The organism is Gracilibacillus sp. Marseille-QA3620, assembly GCF_054950035.1.
Map to the genome: position 1 here is coordinate 3,856,581 of NZ_CM143102.1, position 17,531 is coordinate 3,874,111.

Consider the following 17,531-nt stretch of genomic DNA (forward strand, 5'->3'; position numbering starts at 1 on the left):
AGATTTCATTCCAAAAAGACCGTCAGCTTGTCTATTTTCAGCTTTCTAGGATAGATTGGCCTTCTGTTTTCCTGAGGTTTTTCATATTTTTGCCGTTTATGGGCGATTTCTTAAGCTTTATGGGCGAAACTAAACCGTTTAAGGGCGATATCCCATCGTTTATGGGCGAACGCAGATAGTTAAGGGCGAAATCTCGTGGGTATGGGCGAAACCTCGTGGGTATGGGCGCCCCCCTGCGTTAGGGCAATAATATGAGCGTATGGGCGCTAATCCCTGAGTTGAGCTCCTCCTCCCTACCTCCTTCCCAGCCCACACGAAAAGACAGCGCCCCCTATGCGCTGTCCTCCTCCTATTGCTGTTCAAGCCATCTCAACCCAGCCTGCAGCTGTAAATCATTTTTGTCTTCATTCATCAGCTGGATGATTTCCTCTTGCAGGCTGCTGACGGTTCCCTTATCGGCTATCCCGGTTGCACGCATTTGATGCATTCGCTGGAAGGCTTCAACTGCCTTCACGGTTTTCGCACTGTAATAGCCGTCCGTCCGCCCCGGTTCATATCCGGCGCCTTCAAGCATTTTTTGCAGGATTGTAACTTGTTTATTGTTCATGTCCTTCTCAAGAGGCTTTTCAATGGCCAATGGCTCTAAGCTGAAGTAATCCTTCTGACTGACCTCGATTGTAGGCTGGATGCCTTTTTTGTGAATCCATGTTCCGCTTGGCGTAAGCCATTTATAGAAGGTGAGCTTGATTGTACTTCCATCCCCTAAGTCAACAGGCTTTTGCACCGTGCCCTTTCCAAAGGTTTTCTCGCCAATCAGCGGGTATCCCTCTGATTCATTCATCGCTGCCGCAAAAATTTCTGCAGCAGAGGCGCTGCCCTCATCGATCAATACAGCAATCGGGTAAGACTTTCGCTTGTCTGTATAGGAGAAATATTGATTTTTCTTGCCATTTCGTTCTTCAATCTGGATATATGGCTTCTTTTCGGTAATGAACGGCTTCAGGATTTCCTCGACACTTGTCAGTAGACCTCCCGGATTTCCCCGTACATCAATGAGCAATCCATCCATCTGACTGTCTTCAAGTGAAGAGAGCTCTTTAATGAAGTCTGCAGCTGTATGCTCACTGAAGGAGGTAATCTGAAGATAGCCTATCGATTTACCATTTAGCTTCTTCATAGAGCGATGAACGGTCTCGAGCGGAATTTCTGCACGCTTGACCGAGAAGCGGATGGGATGACTATTGCCCTCACGCATGATTTCTACCTCTACTTCTGTCCCGACCTTGCCCCTGATTAAGGAAACAACATCATAAAGCTCAAGCCCCTCTGTTTTCTGCTCGTCCACACGAATGATCACATCTCCCGGCTTAATACCGGCCTTTTCTGCTGGAGAGTGCTTAAATGGCGAGACAATCACGAATTTGCCATCCAGAAAATGAATCTCAGCCCCGATTCCTTGAAAACTGGAATCCAATGTTTTCTGGAACTGAGAGGTTGTTTCTGCATCCATATAGACAGAATACGGGTCCTTCAACTCACCCAGCATGCCTTTGATTGCCCCTTCCGTCAGCTCCTTCTCGTCCACCTGCTCCACATAATTCTCGGCAATAATATCAAATGCTTGATGAACCTTTTCAAATTGACTCCAATCCTTCATTTCTTGTTCCTTTGCACGGCTTCCTTCGCTCTCCTGCCTATATTCATATCTCCACCAAGAGCCGGCAGTGGTGCAAATCAACAGAACCACTGCAGTCACAAAGGGCCAGAACCATTTATTCTCCAATCGCTGCCGCCTGCCTTTCAGCCAAAAACAAAATAAGCATGACACATGTAAATGTGCCATGCTTATTCCTATGCGGTGCCTGTCCTGCTTATGCTGAATAAATCAGCGGTCAATAGCTGAGCTGCCGCCTGGGGCGATTGGACCTGGGTCAAAGGCTAATAGGGTTCCGCCTGCCGTTGCTGTCACCAATGTTAGAACAACAATAAAAATGCCTGCTAATTTTTTCAATGCTTCATCCTCCTAATTTGTTTTTTATATTTGTGTAAATTCTCTGTGCTCAATAATTGAAGATAAAAGTAATTGGAATTAGAGGTGAATACATCCCGGGCTACATTCAGCATGCTGTCATCATTCATTGCCAGTCCGTAATAGAATAATTGATAGGATGTTAAGTATCCCCTCTTTTTCTTTAAGCCTTCAAGAATGTCAACGGCTTCATCGACTCGGCCTTGGACAATCAGCCGGTGGGCCCTTTCTGCCTCATCTGTTGGTTCCGTATGTATATCAATACCCCAAAAGGAATGCAGAAAATCAAGTGTGTTAACCGTATACTGGGTTCTATCCATAGCCCGATTGCCAGATAACTGCAATAAGGCGTTACGGGATTGCTCGACCCAATATTTCGCTACCTCGAAATTCTCAAACATATAGGTTTGACCGAGTATATGAAAGAAATTAGCATACACAATCGGGAAATAGAACTGCAGCTCGCTGCGCTTAATGACCTCTAAGCATTTTGAGCGGCATTGTTCAATTTCATTCATGTATAAGTAGGTGGTTGCTTCCATTTCCATGAGTCGAATTTTGTAAGCTTCCCGCAAATATTCATTATCCATCAGCTCCACCATCGGGGCTACGACTGTAAGAACCTTGTGAAACGGCTCGAATAGACCTATTTCCTGGATTCCGTATAAATGGACAATAAGCGAGAATATGAGCGACTCGCTATTTGTATTCTTGACCTTGAAGATTTCGTCAATCAAGTCCGTGCCAGACAATTCCCCCTTTTGGTTCTTGAGGAGGATTTGATAAATAGTAATCCATGTCTGCATGTCCTTGCTTCCCCGTTCCCTCTCAATTTCCATGAGAGTCTCGAGCTCTTCTATATCACCTTGCATTAAATAATATTCCATGAGAATGTTTGATTTTATGGAGTCTAAGTAATTGAAGTAGTAATCCTGCAGGAAATATTTTTGTTTCTCGTAATCATTGCGGTAGAGCTCATTCAATGAGGATAAAATTGAGTTAGAATTGATTCGGGACGCATCAAAGAGGTTCATTTTTCCTAAAAGAAATTGGTTGAATTGACGATCGTCCTTGATCATATAATCTTTAAAAACCACACTCTCCAAACGACATCCCACCCAGTAATAATAGACTATTTGATACAAATTTTAACAGTTTATTGAACGCTTGTGTACACAATTCGACCATCAAATTTACCCATCGTTCGACAACATTCGTAGTTTATCTGAAAATTTATACCATAACTCATAAAAGAAAAGGCACAGTCCTCTGTCGAACTGCGCCTTGTGTGTATTACATTCCGCTTAAATAACTTAGTGGGTTCACGGCGTTCGAATGGGATGCGGTCCAGCCGCCTACATACAATTCAAAGTGTAAATGCTGGCCAAAGGAATTACCTGTATTCCCCATTAATCCAATCTGCTGTCCCTTTTGGACAGATTGTCCGGCGGAAACATTCATCGAACGCAAGTGAGCGTATACAGTGGTATAGACTTGTCCATCTATATAGTGGGAGATATAGATGACATTACCGTAAGAGCTTGAGAAGTTTGCACGAGAGACAACTCCAGCTGCTGATGCGACAACCGGTACTGTACCCGACTTCGCAATATCAATCCCATTGTGGTTTCGTCCCCACCGAGCGCCATAATGGGAAGATACATACCCGGCTGCTGGACGCATGAACTTGCCTGATGTCACAGCAGGTGCAGCAGATACCGCACCGCCAGAAGAACTTGATGAACTGTTGCTTGCTTTAGAGGCTGCAGCAGCCGCTGCCTGGCGTTTTTCCTCAGCTGCGATGGCTTTCTTCACAGCTGACTCTTGATTAGCCAAGAGCTCCTTCTCTTCCTCAAGAGAAAGCTTCTCTTCTTCAAGCTGAGCCTGCTCTGATTTCAGCGCAGCCATCAGCTGATTCTTTTCAACCTTCTTCCCGTCAAGCTTTTCCTTCATCTTAACGAGCTCTTTCTTCATGTCATTTAAGCTGGCAAGCTTCTTTTCTACCTCTGCCTTCTGCTCCTCTAGACGAGCTTTATCAGCTTCCTGCTCAGCAATGATTTCTTTATCTGCATTCATGATTGTCGTTACTGCACCAATTCTCTCTACAAACTCCCCAAAACTGTTTGCACCTAGGAGAACCTCTAGATAGCTTGAGCTCAAACCATTTTGCTGATAAGAACGCGCACGCTCCTTCAAAATCTCATTCCGATTTGCGATTCTTTCCTCTGTTTCTTTAATGTCTCCTTTCAGACTATCAATCTTATTTTCAGTGGATTTGATTTCTTGATCCTTTTGAGCAATCTTTTCTTCTGTCTCAGCGATTGATTTTTCTACCTTTTTCAACTCTGCTTCTAATGAGGCACGTTGACCTTCGATATCAGAGATTTGCTTATCTGTTTCGGAAATATTCGATTCAACCGAGGACTTCTTCTTCTCAATTGTATTCTTTTTCTCCTGCAGTGAACCAATGGATTCAGCTTGTACACTACCCCCGGCAGTCGTTCCTGCCATACACAGCGCAAACGCGGTGATTGCGACTATGGTTTTCTTCACGTGACTTTCCCCTTTCCCTTCCAACAATAGCGATTTCTTTTTTATGTATGTATGGCCCCTTTTTAGAAAAGGGGCCCCTTGTTTGTTAAGCTTTCAAGAATTTACGGATGGACATTAAGCTTCCCCATATACCGATCAAGGCTCCAAACAGGACGAGCAGACCTGATACTTGAAGAATGAATGGGTTATAGGACAGCATCTGCATGAAATCAATCGTCATGGACGGACTGAGGTGATCATACAAATACTTGTATCCAAATGCGATGAGGGCAATCGGGATAATCGATCCGAGTACGCCCAGCCATAACCCTTCAAGGAAGAACGGCCAGCGGATAAACCCGTTAGTCGCACCGACGAGACGCATAATCTCAATTTCGCGGCGTCTAGCGAAAATAGTTACTTTAATCGTATTCGAGATAAGGAACATCGCTGTGAATAACAAAGCAACAATCAGGACAATTCCTACGTTTCTTGAAACGCTGACGATATTAAACAGCTTCTCTACATAATTCTGTCCATATACTACTTTTTCGACGACATTCATTTTTTCAGCCTCTTGTGCAACGACCACGACATCCTGAGGTGTTTTTGTCTTGACGACATAAACATCATTTAATGGATTATCTTGTTCAAACAGCTCGAAGGCTTTCCCATCATCACCCATGCTGTTAATGATACTTGTCAATTCTTCTTCTTTAGGAGATAAAGTGACACTATCAACCTGGTTCAGGCTTTCTAAGCTGGATTTCAGTGCAGTTGACTGTTCTTCTGTTGCTGTACGGTCAATATGCACGCGAACTTCTACATCACTCTCTACATTGGTAGCAAAGTTATTCAAGTTCATCATCAGAACGACAAACACTCCGACCAATGATAGGGTTACAGTAACGGCACTGACGGATGCGAATGTCATCCAGCCGTTACGGCCTAGACTTTTAAAGCTTTCCTTCACATGGCGGAAGAAGGTTCTATAATTCATAACCGTATTCTCCCTTCTGTTCATCCCGCACGATCAAGCCGCCTTCAATGGCAATGACTCGATGCTGAAGCGTATTAACAATCTCTTTGTTGTGAGTCGCCATGATAACCGTTGTACCGAGGCTGTTGATTTCTTCGAATATCTTCATGATTTCCCAAGAAGTTTCCGGGTCCAGGTTCCCTGTCGGTTCATCTGCGATCACAAGCTTCGGTGAACGCACGATGGAACGGGCAATGGCAACCCTTTGCTGCTCTCCGCCGGATAGCTCGGTCGGTAGCATTCTTACTTTATGTTTAAGGCCGACGAGCTCAAGCACGTCCATGACCTTCGTCTTGATGACTTGTGGTCTTTCCTCTGTTACTTCAAGCGCAAAGGCAATATTCTCAAAAACGGTCAAATTATTCAAGAGCTTGAAGTCTTGGAAGATTACGCCGATATCCCTGCGCAAAAGCGGTACTTTTCGATCCTTGATATTGGCAATATTCCGTCCGTTAATCGTGATGGTCCCGCTTGTCGGCTTTTCTTCTCTATACATCATCTTAATAAATGTCGATTTACCTGCGCCGCTTGGTCCTACTACATAGACAAACTCTCCCGATTGTATCTTTACATTCAGGCCTTTTACTGCTGAAACGCCATTCGGGTATGTCTTTTGAACATTAATCATTTCTATCATGTCGTTTTCACCTTTTTTCCACCTTCATGTTGTACTTAAATCTATATGTGTTTATCGACGTTTGTCGTTTTTTGATAAATTTATCCGTCTTTTGTCATGTTATATTATAACATCACAAAATGTCAGAAATACCACTGTTATATTACATTTATATTTCATCTACATTAACCTTTTTTGTCAAAAGAAGGTTAATTCCACTTCTACATCTCCTATGCCTTTTTGACCGCTCCGATAATAGTCCATAAGCTCCTTTTATTCCGGTTAAAACAGTAACAAAAAACCGGTTAGACTACTATCATCTCCCCGGTTTCTTCTTGTCACTCTCTATCTATACAAGCATATTGCCTGTCATTCTACTTGAATCCTTTGACCAGACCCTATCTTAACAACTATTCTCTCAAATAGCAAAGAAAAGATTCACTCAGTCTTTCTTGAAGCCTTCACCAAGCACCTCAGCCGCTTCCATAACGACGACAAACGCATGCCTGTCAATCGACTGCACCACCTGACGCAGCTTCGTGAATTCTGATTGATCAATCACGCACATGAGGACAGGACGATCACTTTCTGTATAGCCGCCTTGAGCTGTCAGCCTTGTAACACCACGATCCACTTCCTCCAAGATGGCCTTTCTAACCTCTGCCTCACAGCTCGTAATGATCATAACAGTTTTTGATCGCTGTATGCCGACTTGAACAAGATCGATTGTTTTGCTTGTGACGAACAAGCCAATCAAGGCATATAAGCCCTGCTCGATATCAAATACAAGCGCAGCCGCAAGTACAATTAAGCCGTCAATCATGGCTACACACATCCCAAGTGAGATCCCCGTGTATTTATGAATAATTTGCGCCGCCAAATCCGTACCGCCAGTTGAAGCCTTTCCTAGGAAGACAATTCCAAGACCAAGCCCGACGCCAATCCCTCCGAAAAGAGCGCCAAGCAGCGGATCTGTTGTTGCCGGCGACCACCCGTTTGTTAAGAAAACGACAAACGGGAAGAAGATGGTTCCAACAGCCGTTTTAATGCCGAAGTGCGTTCCAAGAAGCAGCACACCCGCGATAAAGAGCGGAATATTGAAGGCCCATTGCACAAAGGCTGGTTCCCATCCGAACAAATTATACGTAATCGTACTAATCCCGCTCACGCCGCCGGATGCCACTTTCGTCGGCAAGAGGAAGATATTAAAGGAAATAGCGACAATCGCAGACCCGATAAGTACATATACATAATCCATTATGGCATTTAAAAGAGGATGCTTGATCCTGCTGTTTCTTTTCTTTTTCACAATTCTTCTTGCCCTCCATACGTCCAATTCTTCAAAGCATATCCATTTTATATGAAAACAGGAATGGAAACAATGAAAGCCTAGAAAGATACAAAAGTCAGACAATAAAAAAAGCCCAGGGAGTTACCCTAGACCTCTTAAACATCAAATAGCGACATCTCTCTTCCGGAAGACAAAAAACGTGATTGCAATAAAAATGACATAATAGACGGCAAGCAAGCCGAGCGAAAAGCCAAGCGCTGCTCCTTCATAGCCGTAACCAAGCAAGAAGAGATTGCGCAGGTCTATATGCGGGAACAGAATAAACTTCATCCAGCTATAACGGTCAACTAGATTCAAGATAAGGAAGTTTAATGTAGATGAAGCAAACAGGATAAATACGGATACACCTACTGCGATGGATGTCGTCTTGAAAAGCGTGCTCAGCATAAACGCAATAGTGGTGATCATCAAGAAACCTGGCAGCCAGTAAAGGAGCATATCCACTAAATAGCTGCCTACCTCAATCATATCTCCAGAAAAGGATGGGTCTGGAATCTTCGCCGTGAAGGACCCATTCCCAAAGAATAACAAACCGACCAAATATCCTGATATAAGCAAGGTAACCAATAATACACCTGCAAAGATAAGTGAAGTGATATATTTTGACAGAAGAATCTTCCAGCGCTTATACGGCCGTATCAGCAGCTGCTTGATGGTTCCATCCGAGAATTCCGATGCTACCATCCCGCTGCAGACAATGACCGAACACAGCGTGATGAAGGAGACAAGCCCCAATGCCCAATCAGCCATGAAATCCCAGACGGCATTCGTCATATTCGAATCACTGTCAGCAAGTACAGTTGCCGCGTAGGCCCTATCATCCTCAGATGCATTTGGATCGGCGATCGTTTGTTTCGCTTCCTTCACATCCGCTTCGATCATTGAATTAAAGAAATTCGCGGCAAAGCCAGCACCGATAATCCCTACAACCATGATTCCGATGAAAATATAAGTCGATACTTTAGAGAATAGTTTCATCCATTCATTGCGTATAAGCTTGATCATACGCCCACCTCCTGCTTCGTAATCTCAAAGAAGCGGTCCTCCAAGGATTTTTTGACGACACTCATCTCATAAACATCGACATTCGCCTGTACGAAGGCACGGACAATTTCAGCTGACTGTTCCTTCGTTGTCCTAATCGTGATCATTTGTACGTCCTGCTTTAGGATGGCCGCCTCTGGATATGCCTCACGAACAACCTTGGCTGCAGCAAGAACATCCTTCACGGCAAAGACAATCTCCCTGAACTCCTCTTCCTCGCCCTGCATCTGATTATTCTCGATATGTATAAGCTTACCCTTCTCAATGACAGCGAACCGGTCACACATAAGCTGCATTTCAGCAAGTAAATGGGAGGAAACAAGAACCCCAATCCCTTCATCAGCCAGCTCGCGCAAATACATGCGGAACTCTTTAATCCCTTGTGGGTCAAGACCATTGGTCGGCTCATCAAGAATCAAGAGCGCCGGCTTATGCAGAATAGCCTGTGCCACCCCAAGACGCTGGCGCATCCCGAGTGAGTATGTCTTAACCTTCTTCTCAATCGCATGGTCCAGCTTCACGAGCTCCGCTACCTCATCCAGTCTCTCGGGAGGAATCGGATTTGCCGCCATACGCGCATAATGAATCAAATTCTTCCGCCCGCTCATGTACTTATAAAACTCTGGATTCTCCACAATCGCTCCAAGATTGCTCATGGCTCCCTCAAAGTCCTGATCGAGATCATGACCGTTAATGAGAACCCTGCCATCCGTACGGTTGATCAAGCTTGCAATCATTCGGATGATTGTTGTTTTCCCCGCCCCATTCGGGCCTAATAATCCGAAAATCTCCCCGCGTTTCACTTCAAAGCTCACATCATCTACAATCGCCGTCTGCCTGATCCTTTTTGTTAGTGATTTCACTTCCAATACGTTTTCTGCCACTTGCTCACTTCCTTTTCATAATCCTATATATCTACTATAGCGTAAAAATATGGTAATTTGTATGATTTTTGTTTATATTATTTTGATATATAAATATGGAAAGATATTCATCAATTCTTAAAGATTCGTTACAAATCTAGACAAATCCGTCAATTCCGGCATAAAACTGTTAGAATACATATGTTTAATTTTAGAAAAGGAGGCCTTAATAATTTCAAAAAATGATATTTTAAAAAATTAATAGAGGAGAAATCATGTTGACAGCAAAGAAATTCACAACCTTTATGATCATTGCCATGCTCCTCCTTTCAACCTTACCGGCAGTTTCATTCGCTTCGGACTCAGAGGTTATAGAGGAAGCAACTACAGCAGTACTGATTTCCAAAGACGGGGAAGCCATTGATTTATATGAGAGCACAGAAAGTGACAGCCCTGTGTTGACTCAGCTGGAGAATGAAGCAGATGTCACCCTTCTCGAGAAATTTGATGAGTATCTTCATGTCCAGACGATTTCAGCTGACGGAAGCGAAATCTGGGAAGGTTATGTGAAAGTAGAAGATCTATCAAGCGAGGAGGATACGGCGAATACTGAAGCAGCAAGTGATACGGAAACACCAGTAGAGGACGAGCAAGCTGAAGTAATCGTGGATGAAACGGAGGCAGCCGAGCAGGAACAAGCTACTCTGCCAAATGAAACGGAGGCAGCTGAACAGGAGCAAGCCGTTCTAACGGACGAACCAACAGCCCCCATAAGCGAGCCAGCCCCAAAGCTGACAGGAGAAGCATTAAGCGGTATTGCCATTCAATCCCCGACCAAAACCTATGCTTCGCCATCAACAAGCTCACAGGTCGTTAAAAGCTACTCTGCTGGCACCACGCTGAAATTCTATGACTATTCTACCTCCTGGTACGAGGCAAAGGTAAAAGTCAATGACATATGGCAAATCGTCTATATTCAAAAGAGTGCTGTCGAAACCATTACGACAAATCCTGTACAAGTCGAGGCTGTCGCCAAACTAAACCCGACAGTTATGTATGAAAAGCCTTCAACTAATGCAAAGACAGTCAAATCATACAAGGAAGGCTATATTTTAAAGCTTTATACGTACACAAGCAGCTGGTACAAAGCAACAGTAAAGATCGATGGAGACTATCAAACAGCCTATCTTCCAAAGACATCGGTTGAGCTGCCAAACCCAGCAAGCAAAGCTGAGCAAGGCATCGCCCTCAAAAGCCCGACAAATGTCTATGCTTATGCGGGTACTAGCGCTAAAGCCTTGAAGACTTATTCAGCCGGCTCCATCTTAAAGGTATACAGCTATACAAACTCTTGGTACCGTGTCACCATATATATTGACGGTGAAAAACAAACCGGCTACATACTGAAAAGCCACATTGAACAAGTATCGGAAGAAAACACTGAGCAAACAGGCCTTGCCCAAACAAGTCCTACTAAAGTGTATAAAGCACCGACAACAACAGCCAGCTCTTGGAGAACCTATGCGAAAAATACCATCCTTAAATATCGCGTATTCAGTGAGAACTGGTATATTGTCAAAGTGAAAGCTGATGGCAGTTATCAAACAGGCTATATTAAACGAAGTGATATAAGCAAGAAGATAACAACCAGCTATGGATTGACCTTAGACCAAGCGGTGAACTATCAGATGAAGATGCGGCCAATGACGGATTCACCCTTGTATTCTTCCTTCCTGCAAGGCGGCAACCCAAAGGCCTGGGTAAGCGCCACTGCTGAACAGGTAAAGAAATATTTAGATCCATCCAGCTTTTCTCCCGGCAGCACCGAATACTATCAGTTTTTGATCTTATCCGCACCAGCCGGAACAAATGCCACTGAATTAAATGCCAATATTCTTAGTGGGAAAGGCGCTCTAACTGGAAAGGCCTCAAGCTTCATTCAAGCAGCATCTACCTACAATATTAATGAAGTATACCTAATCAGCCACGCTCTCCTGGAAACTGGAAATGGGACAAGTACCCTTGCCAAAGGAATCAGCTATAATGGGACTACTGTCTATAATATGTATGGAATAGGAGCCTATGATTCTGATCCAATCAATGGCGGAGCTAAGTATGCCTATGAACAAGGATGGACAACAGTTGAGAAAGCCATAATTGGGGGAGCCGCTTTTGTCGCTAAGTCTTATATCAATGCTGGACAGGATACTCTGTATAAAATGCGTTGGAATCCTAATCATATGGCCTTATACGGATATGCCTCTCATCAATATGCTACTGATATTGGATGGGCTGTAAAGCAGACGGCTCGAATGTCACAAATCTATAGCCGATTGACTCAATATACATTATTATATGATGTCCCTGCCTACAAAGAGTCATGATTCTAAAAGCCCTAGCAAAACAGCTAGGGTTTTTAGTCTCTTTCTGACAGATCGCTACCATATAAATCCATTTATCTGTATCCATCATTAATCCATGCATAAACTTTTATGAATATTTAATAAGACACTGTTAACAATCTCCAGAAACCCTCTATTCTAAAGGTTTATTTAATCATTGGCTAGATTTTTTTCTTGCATATTCTATACTGCGTGATTCATACTAGTCGTATCATCATATCAGTCAGGTGGGTGAACATGATTAACGTTCGGAAATTATTTAAACGAAAGAAAAAGCGTCGAAACCAATACCTTAATATTAAACAATCAGGGGATACCCTATACATATCAGGACACTTAAATACCCAAACGGATACGGTTTCCGAGCTTTGGTTGAAATGCCGGGAAACAGAAGAATGGTTTTCCGCGGGGGAGATTAAACCTTCTGCTAAATTCCAATTTAAGATTTCTCTAGGAGAGTTGATTGCTAAACTTCCTAATGTCGAATCTTTTTATGATTGGTATTTAACCATTCTAGTACCGGCCAAATCCATTAGTGAGAAACGATTTGAAAAATTAAGCCAATCAGAATCAACTGAAATGGTTCAATGTAATGGAGAAGAAGCCTTTCAATACAAGATTAGGCTTGGCCGTTTTGAAACAACCGATATCCCAAGCCCCTTCTTGCCCTACCATTTTCAAGATCGGAAGGTCATTCCGTTTGTTACAGAGAAAGGTAATCTCTCTCTCAGTGTAGATAAAGAATTGAATCCGTCCGTTCGCCTACAGATTGACGGAGTTAGACGTACCGGCAAAGAATTGGAAGTGTACGGAAAAATCTTTACAAGACATTCAGTCATTCAGCACGGGGATTTGCTATTAAGCAACCGCGCGACTGATGAGGAATGTCAGACAGCCGCTACATTCGAATTAAATCAAGAGGAAACGCGACAAAAATACGGATTGAATCGCTATAGCTATCATGCTATTGTCCCGCTCGGAAAAGAAGGTCATCTCTTAGAGGAAGGCATTTATGATGTCTTTTTGAAGCTCCAACTGAATGATACACCAGAGCCCTACATGGTGAAATTGCATCGGCCGACCTTCCGAGCACGCTACTTTGCACAGGATATTTCCAAATATATTGGGGATAAGGGGATATCCGTCAATCCTTATTACACATTTAAAGCATCGAATCTTGCCCTAGAGATTCTCAGCTACTCTGCGGAAAACTTGAAATATCTTGAGCGTATGATGAAATGGGCATGGCTCCACCGTCTTGTAAACCGTTCAAAAAATGTATGGTTGGTCGGAGAGCGGCCATATAAAGCACAGGATACTGGATATCACTTTTTTAAATATGTACGTGAACAGCACCCTGAACTTCCTGTTTACTACGTAATTGACCAGGAATCACCCGAATTAAAGAACGTAGAGCCACTCGGGAATGTGGTCTATTTCAAGTCGAAAGAACATATCAAATTAAGCTTGATTGCTAAACGGATTATCTCCTCTCATCATGCTGACTATCTATATCCAATTCGGACACAGCGCTTTAAACGGAAGGTACATGCACTAAAAATCTTCCTGCAGCACGGTGTTATGGGAACCAAAAATATGATTGCTAACTATGGGAAGGATGCACCCGGCTTCTACACCGACATTTTTCTTGTAAGCTCAGATTTCGAGAAGGCAATGATTGTGAATGACTTCGGTTATAATCCTGACCAAGTCTATATCACCGGTTTATCCCGATTTGATGAATTATTAGCTGATAATGTCGAGAAGAAACGCCAATTGCTGATCATTCCGACATGGCGTGATTGGATTCTTACGGAGGAGCATTTCCTTGAAAGTGAATACTATCACCGATACAAGGATCTAATCCAAAGTGAAACATTGCGCAAGCTTAGTGAGACCTATAATTTTGAGGTTATTTTCTGTCTGCACCCTAATATGCAGCTTTATACAGACCATTTCCGCGATTCTCCTTATCAAGTCATTTCACAGGGAGAGGTTGATGTTCAGACATTAATCAAGGAAAGCGCCATGATGCTGACGGATTACTCTAGTGTGGGATTCGACTTCAGCTTCTTGCAAAAACCGATTGTTTACTATCAATTTGATCGCAGTCGTTTTATAGGAAAACGTCCATCTCATTTGGAATTAGATGAGGATTTGCCAGGCGACATTACCAATGATCTTGATGAACTTTTGGCATTGATTGAAGAGTATGCATCACATGACTTCGAAATGAAGGATGCTTACAAACAACGAGCCCGCAAGTTCTTAAAGTATTCGGACCGGTCATCCTCTGAGAGAATCTTTAAACTTGCGAGTGACAAATCACTTAAACCAAAGTTATCGTATCGATTACAGAAACAGCCGATAGCGAAAGGTATTGGGAAGAAATTCAGAAAGAGCAAATACTATTTCCCGACTATGAAAGCTGCTTACAAATTGATGCGAACCTTCCTGCCTGTCGATAAGAATTTAATTGTTTTCGAGAGCGGTGTAGGCAAGCAATATGCGGATAGTCCACGGAAAATATACGAAAAGATTCTAGAGGAAAAGCTTCCATACAAGAAAGTATGGATCGTAAACAAAGGCGTCCATTTTAGAGATCCGGATACACTTAAGGTGAAACGTTTAAGCCCTTCTTACTACTATTACTTAGCTAAAGCAGGGTATTGGGTAAACAACCAAAACTTCCCGTCCTATATTAATAAGAGAAAAGAAACAACGTATTTACAAACCTGGCATGGAACACCGCTCAAGAAAATGCTCTTTGATATTGAGCAGGTTCAGGGCCGCCAAGAAGGATATGTTGAACGTGTCAGCGGTGCAATTAAGAACTGGGACTATCTTATCTCCCCAAGTGCCTATGCAACCAAGGCCTTTAGAAGCGCCTTCCATTACGAGGGGGATGTCCTTGAAGTAGGCTACCCGCGCAACGACTTATTCTATCAAGATGGGTTAACCGAGATAGCAGGAAGAGTGAGAGAAAAACTGCAACTACCGACAGACAAAAAGGTCATTCTTTATGCTCCTACCTTCAGGGACAACCAAACAAACGGCGCCAATAAGTTTACATTTGAGATTCCGTTTGATTTGGAAGCGATGAAGGAAAAGCTAGGAGATGAATACATCTTATTGCTTAGACTTCATGTCGTAATTAGCAATAAATTTAAGGTACCTGAAGAGTTAAGCGATTTTGTTTATAATGTTTCCAGCTACTCTGATATCCAAGAGTTATTGACCATTTCAGATGTCCTTGTCACGGACTATTCCTCTGTTATGTTTGATTATGCAAACCTTAAACGGCCAATTCTTTTCTATGTATATGACTTTGAAGAATACCGCGATAATACCCGCGGCTTCTACATGGACTTCGAACAAGAAGCTCCAGGGCCATTGCTTCAGACAAGTGATGAGCTGATAAATGCATTGCATGACATTGATCAAGTTCAGCATGACTATGAAGGAAAATACCAACAGTTCTATGATCGCTATTGCTATCTAGAGGATGGACATGCTACAGATCGTGTTGTGGAAAAGGTTTTCCCTAAAAAACAATCATAAAGAAAAAGGGGCTGTCCCATAAGTCCCTAATAAACGAAACAGGTGGAGAAAACTGAATGGTTTTCTCCACCTGTTTTTGGTTGTGTGTAAGATTTTCCTGAAAGTAGCCCGGCTACTTTCAGAAAGTTATGGGCCATCGCCACGATTCCGAATTCCGTTTGGACCTTCGGGAGACTCCGGAGCGAAAAGCGCCGGAACGACCGATTGCCCTTGATATGACCGAACACACTTTCGACCTCTACTTTACGACGGCCATAAATTTGTGCGTTCGGTTCAGACCAAAGGCTTGTCTTTGCTTTTGCTTTCAGTTCTTCATAGACGGGATTGTAGTGAACTTGGCGGTTGCCTTCCGCCTTCGTGCATTGTGCCTTTAGCGGGCAACCCGTACAATCCTCGCATTCATAGATTTTCAGGTCACGCGTGAATCCATTCTTATCCGTCCGGGTGGAATAACGTTTGAAGAGCACCCTTCGATTGTTCGGGCAGATGTATTCGTCCTTGTGTTCATCATACTCCCAGTTTCGCACATTCCGGATGTCGTTTTTGTACGATCGTGTTTGCTCGGTCAGGTAGGTATTGTACGGAATTAACGCCTCGAATGGCTCTTCAAGGGTATACAGGTAGTTTTCCTCGCTTCCATATCCGGCATCCGCGATGACCTTCTTTGGCAACGGAATCGAGGAGTTCTTCAACGCTTCAAGGTGAGGCTTGAAACACCGGGTATCGGTTGGTCTTTGATGGATAGTGTAGAACAGGATGAATTGGTTTTCCGTCGCCATCTGGACATTGTAGCCAGGCTTGAGCTGGCCGTTCTTCATGTGATCCTCTTTCATGCGCATAAAGGTCGCATCCGTGTCTGTCTTGGAGTAACTGTTCCGGTCCCCAAACAAGGCATTTTGGTCTCGATACTTCTTCAAGCGAGGACGCAAGTCTTCCCGAACATCCTTCAAGAGCTTCTTGATGGGACGGAGGGCTCTTCTTTTCTCTTTTCGTGCTTGGCTGTTGTCTTCCCGTTCCAATTCCTCCATTTCACACGCGACCTTCTCCGCCAGTGTTTCTTCCAGAAGGTCAAGCTTTTCCTCAGGGGTTGGCTCCTCGGATCTTTCTTCATGGGTCAATTCTCTATTTTCCTCCAGGGTGATGGCTTGGATGTGCTGATAGGTTTCATCGATTTTTTCCTGGAGCTTGGCCTCGAACTTCGTTGTCGCCTTCTTCCAGACAAATGAATACTTGTTCGCGTTGGCTTCAATCTTGGTCCCATCAAGGAAGTAGGTATCCATTGAAATGAGCTTACGCTCCATCAACTGGTGAATCATGCTTTCAAACAGGGATGGAAGCAGTTTCCCCATCTGTTGGGTACGGAAGCGATTGACGGTTCGATAATCCGGTTTCTGTAGGGCAGCGAGCCACATGGCAGGGAGGTTTTCTTCCACCATACGCGCAATGTTTCGGCAGGAATAGACTTTCTGGGAGTACGCGTACAAGACCACTTTGGTCATCATTTTCGGGTGATAGGAGCTGCGGCCGCCTCCTTGATAGTGTTGGAGAAAGAGGGAATCATCCAATTCTTCGATCATCTCGTCAATGACGCGGGAGACGTGGTTTTCTGGAATCAAGTCTTGGATATCAAAAATCATGGTGGCTTGACGATTGTCATAAGGGATGAAACTTGGTTTGAGATTCTTATTCGATGAATGGGGAGTTTCTTCTTGAAGAGAGAGTGGAAGTTCAACTTGTTCAGTGGTATAATCAGTGTACATAAAAACCGCCCTTTCGATATGGTGTTTGTTGGTAACTTCATTTTATCGAAAAAGGCGGTTTTTTTGTATTCTTTTGCCATTTATTTTCAGAAAATGTCTAGTTAAGCGGAAGCTAGAATTGTTCGGACCGTTGATTGGAGTGGAAGGTGGCTGACTCCTGCGGGATTAGCGGACAGGGGAGACCCCGCAGACGCTGAAAGCGTTGAGGAGGCTCCCCGACCGCCCCGCGGAAAGTAGCCACCTGGAACGGAAATCAACCTCTACGTTTAACGGGGCCTGAAAAATGCGAAAGAAGGGGCTGCCCCTGAAAGTCAATCCTCATTGACTTATGGGA

At 43.6% G+C, this 17,531-nt stretch carries 12 protein-coding genes; 2 read left to right on the plus strand and 10 right to left on the minus strand.

Annotated features, from left to right (window positions below):
* Nucleotides 1-349: 349 nt before the first annotated feature.
* The 9 genes from ACY8DX_RS19400 to ACY8DX_RS19440 all read right to left on the minus strand — a co-directional run bounded on the left by ACY8DX_RS19400 (nucleotide 350) and on the right by ACY8DX_RS19440 (nucleotide 9,495).
* The gene (locus tag ACY8DX_RS19400) at nucleotides 350-1,783 is read right to left on the minus strand and encodes a S41 family peptidase (protein WP_462405858.1); all 1,434 of its coding nucleotides are present in this window, start codon (nucleotides 1,781-1,783) and stop codon (nucleotides 350-352) included.
* 102 nt (nucleotides 1,784-1,885) lie between these two features.
* Complete coding sequence (locus ACY8DX_RS19405) at nucleotides 1,886-2,011, minus strand: hypothetical protein (protein WP_269431768.1); 126 nt, start codon at nucleotides 2,009-2,011, stop codon at nucleotides 1,886-1,888.
* Nucleotides 2,008-3,126 carry an AimR family lysis-lysogeny pheromone receptor gene (locus tag ACY8DX_RS19410; protein ID WP_462406986.1) on the minus strand — a complete coding sequence of 373 codons (1,119 nt, stop codon included), beginning with the start codon at nucleotides 3,124-3,126 and terminating at the stop codon, nucleotides 2,008-2,010. Before ACY8DX_RS19410 ends, ACY8DX_RS19405 begins: the two co-directional genes overlap by 4 nt.
* 196 nt (nucleotides 3,127-3,322) lie before the next feature.
* On the minus strand, nucleotides 3,323-4,582 hold the full coding sequence (locus ACY8DX_RS19415; protein WP_462405859.1) for a murein hydrolase activator EnvC family protein: 1,260 nt from the start codon (nucleotides 4,580-4,582) through the stop codon (nucleotides 3,323-3,325).
* Nucleotides 4,583-4,667: 85 nt separating this feature from the next.
* Nucleotides 4,668-5,561: a permease-like cell division protein FtsX gene (gene ftsX, locus ACY8DX_RS19420; protein ID WP_462405860.1), complete on the minus strand. Its 894-nt coding sequence runs from the start codon at nucleotides 5,559-5,561 to the stop codon at nucleotides 4,668-4,670.
* Nucleotides 5,551-6,237, minus strand: coding sequence for a cell division ATP-binding protein FtsE (ftsE, locus tag ACY8DX_RS19425; RefSeq protein ID WP_049669441.1), 687 nt, complete (start codon nucleotides 6,235-6,237; stop codon nucleotides 5,551-5,553). The genes ftsX and ftsE overlap by 11 nt, the downstream gene beginning before the upstream one ends.
* Before the next feature lie 421 nt (nucleotides 6,238-6,658).
* Nucleotides 6,659-7,474: a YitT family protein gene (locus ACY8DX_RS19430; protein ID WP_462406987.1), complete on the minus strand. Its 816-nt coding sequence runs from the start codon at nucleotides 7,472-7,474 to the stop codon at nucleotides 6,659-6,661.
* 195 nt (nucleotides 7,475-7,669) lie between these two features.
* Nucleotides 7,670-8,572 carry an ABC transporter permease gene (locus ACY8DX_RS19435; RefSeq protein WP_439802377.1) on the minus strand — a complete coding sequence of 301 codons (903 nt, stop codon included), beginning with the start codon at nucleotides 8,570-8,572 and terminating at the stop codon, nucleotides 7,670-7,672.
* On the minus strand, nucleotides 8,569-9,495 hold the full coding sequence (locus ACY8DX_RS19440) for an ABC transporter ATP-binding protein (protein WP_439802376.1): 927 nt from the start codon (nucleotides 9,493-9,495) through the stop codon (nucleotides 8,569-8,571). Before ACY8DX_RS19440 ends, ACY8DX_RS19435 begins: the two co-directional genes overlap by 4 nt.
* A gap of 254 nt (nucleotides 9,496-9,749) precedes the next feature.
* On the opposite strand from ACY8DX_RS19440, the gene ACY8DX_RS19445 reads away from it, so the two are divergent.
* Together ACY8DX_RS19445 and ACY8DX_RS19450 are read left to right on the plus strand one after the other, a co-directional pair.
* Entirely contained in the window at nucleotides 9,750-11,858 is a 2,109-nt protein-coding gene (locus ACY8DX_RS19445) for a glucosaminidase domain-containing protein (RefSeq protein WP_462405861.1), read from the plus strand.
* A gap of 255 nt (nucleotides 11,859-12,113) precedes the next feature.
* Entirely contained in the window at nucleotides 12,114-15,437 is a 3,324-nt protein-coding gene (locus ACY8DX_RS19450; protein WP_439802248.1) for a CDP-glycerol glycerophosphotransferase family protein, read from the plus strand.
* Nucleotides 15,438-15,463: 26 nt separating this feature from the next.
* On the opposite strand, the gene ACY8DX_RS19455 is transcribed toward ACY8DX_RS19450, so the two are convergent.
* Nucleotides 15,464-17,197 (minus strand): IS1182 family transposase, encoded by a 1,734-nt coding sequence (locus tag ACY8DX_RS19455; RefSeq protein ID WP_053103698.1) that lies wholly within the window; start codon nucleotides 17,195-17,197, stop codon nucleotides 15,464-15,466.
* Between the last annotated feature and the right edge of the window lie 334 nt (nucleotides 17,198-17,531).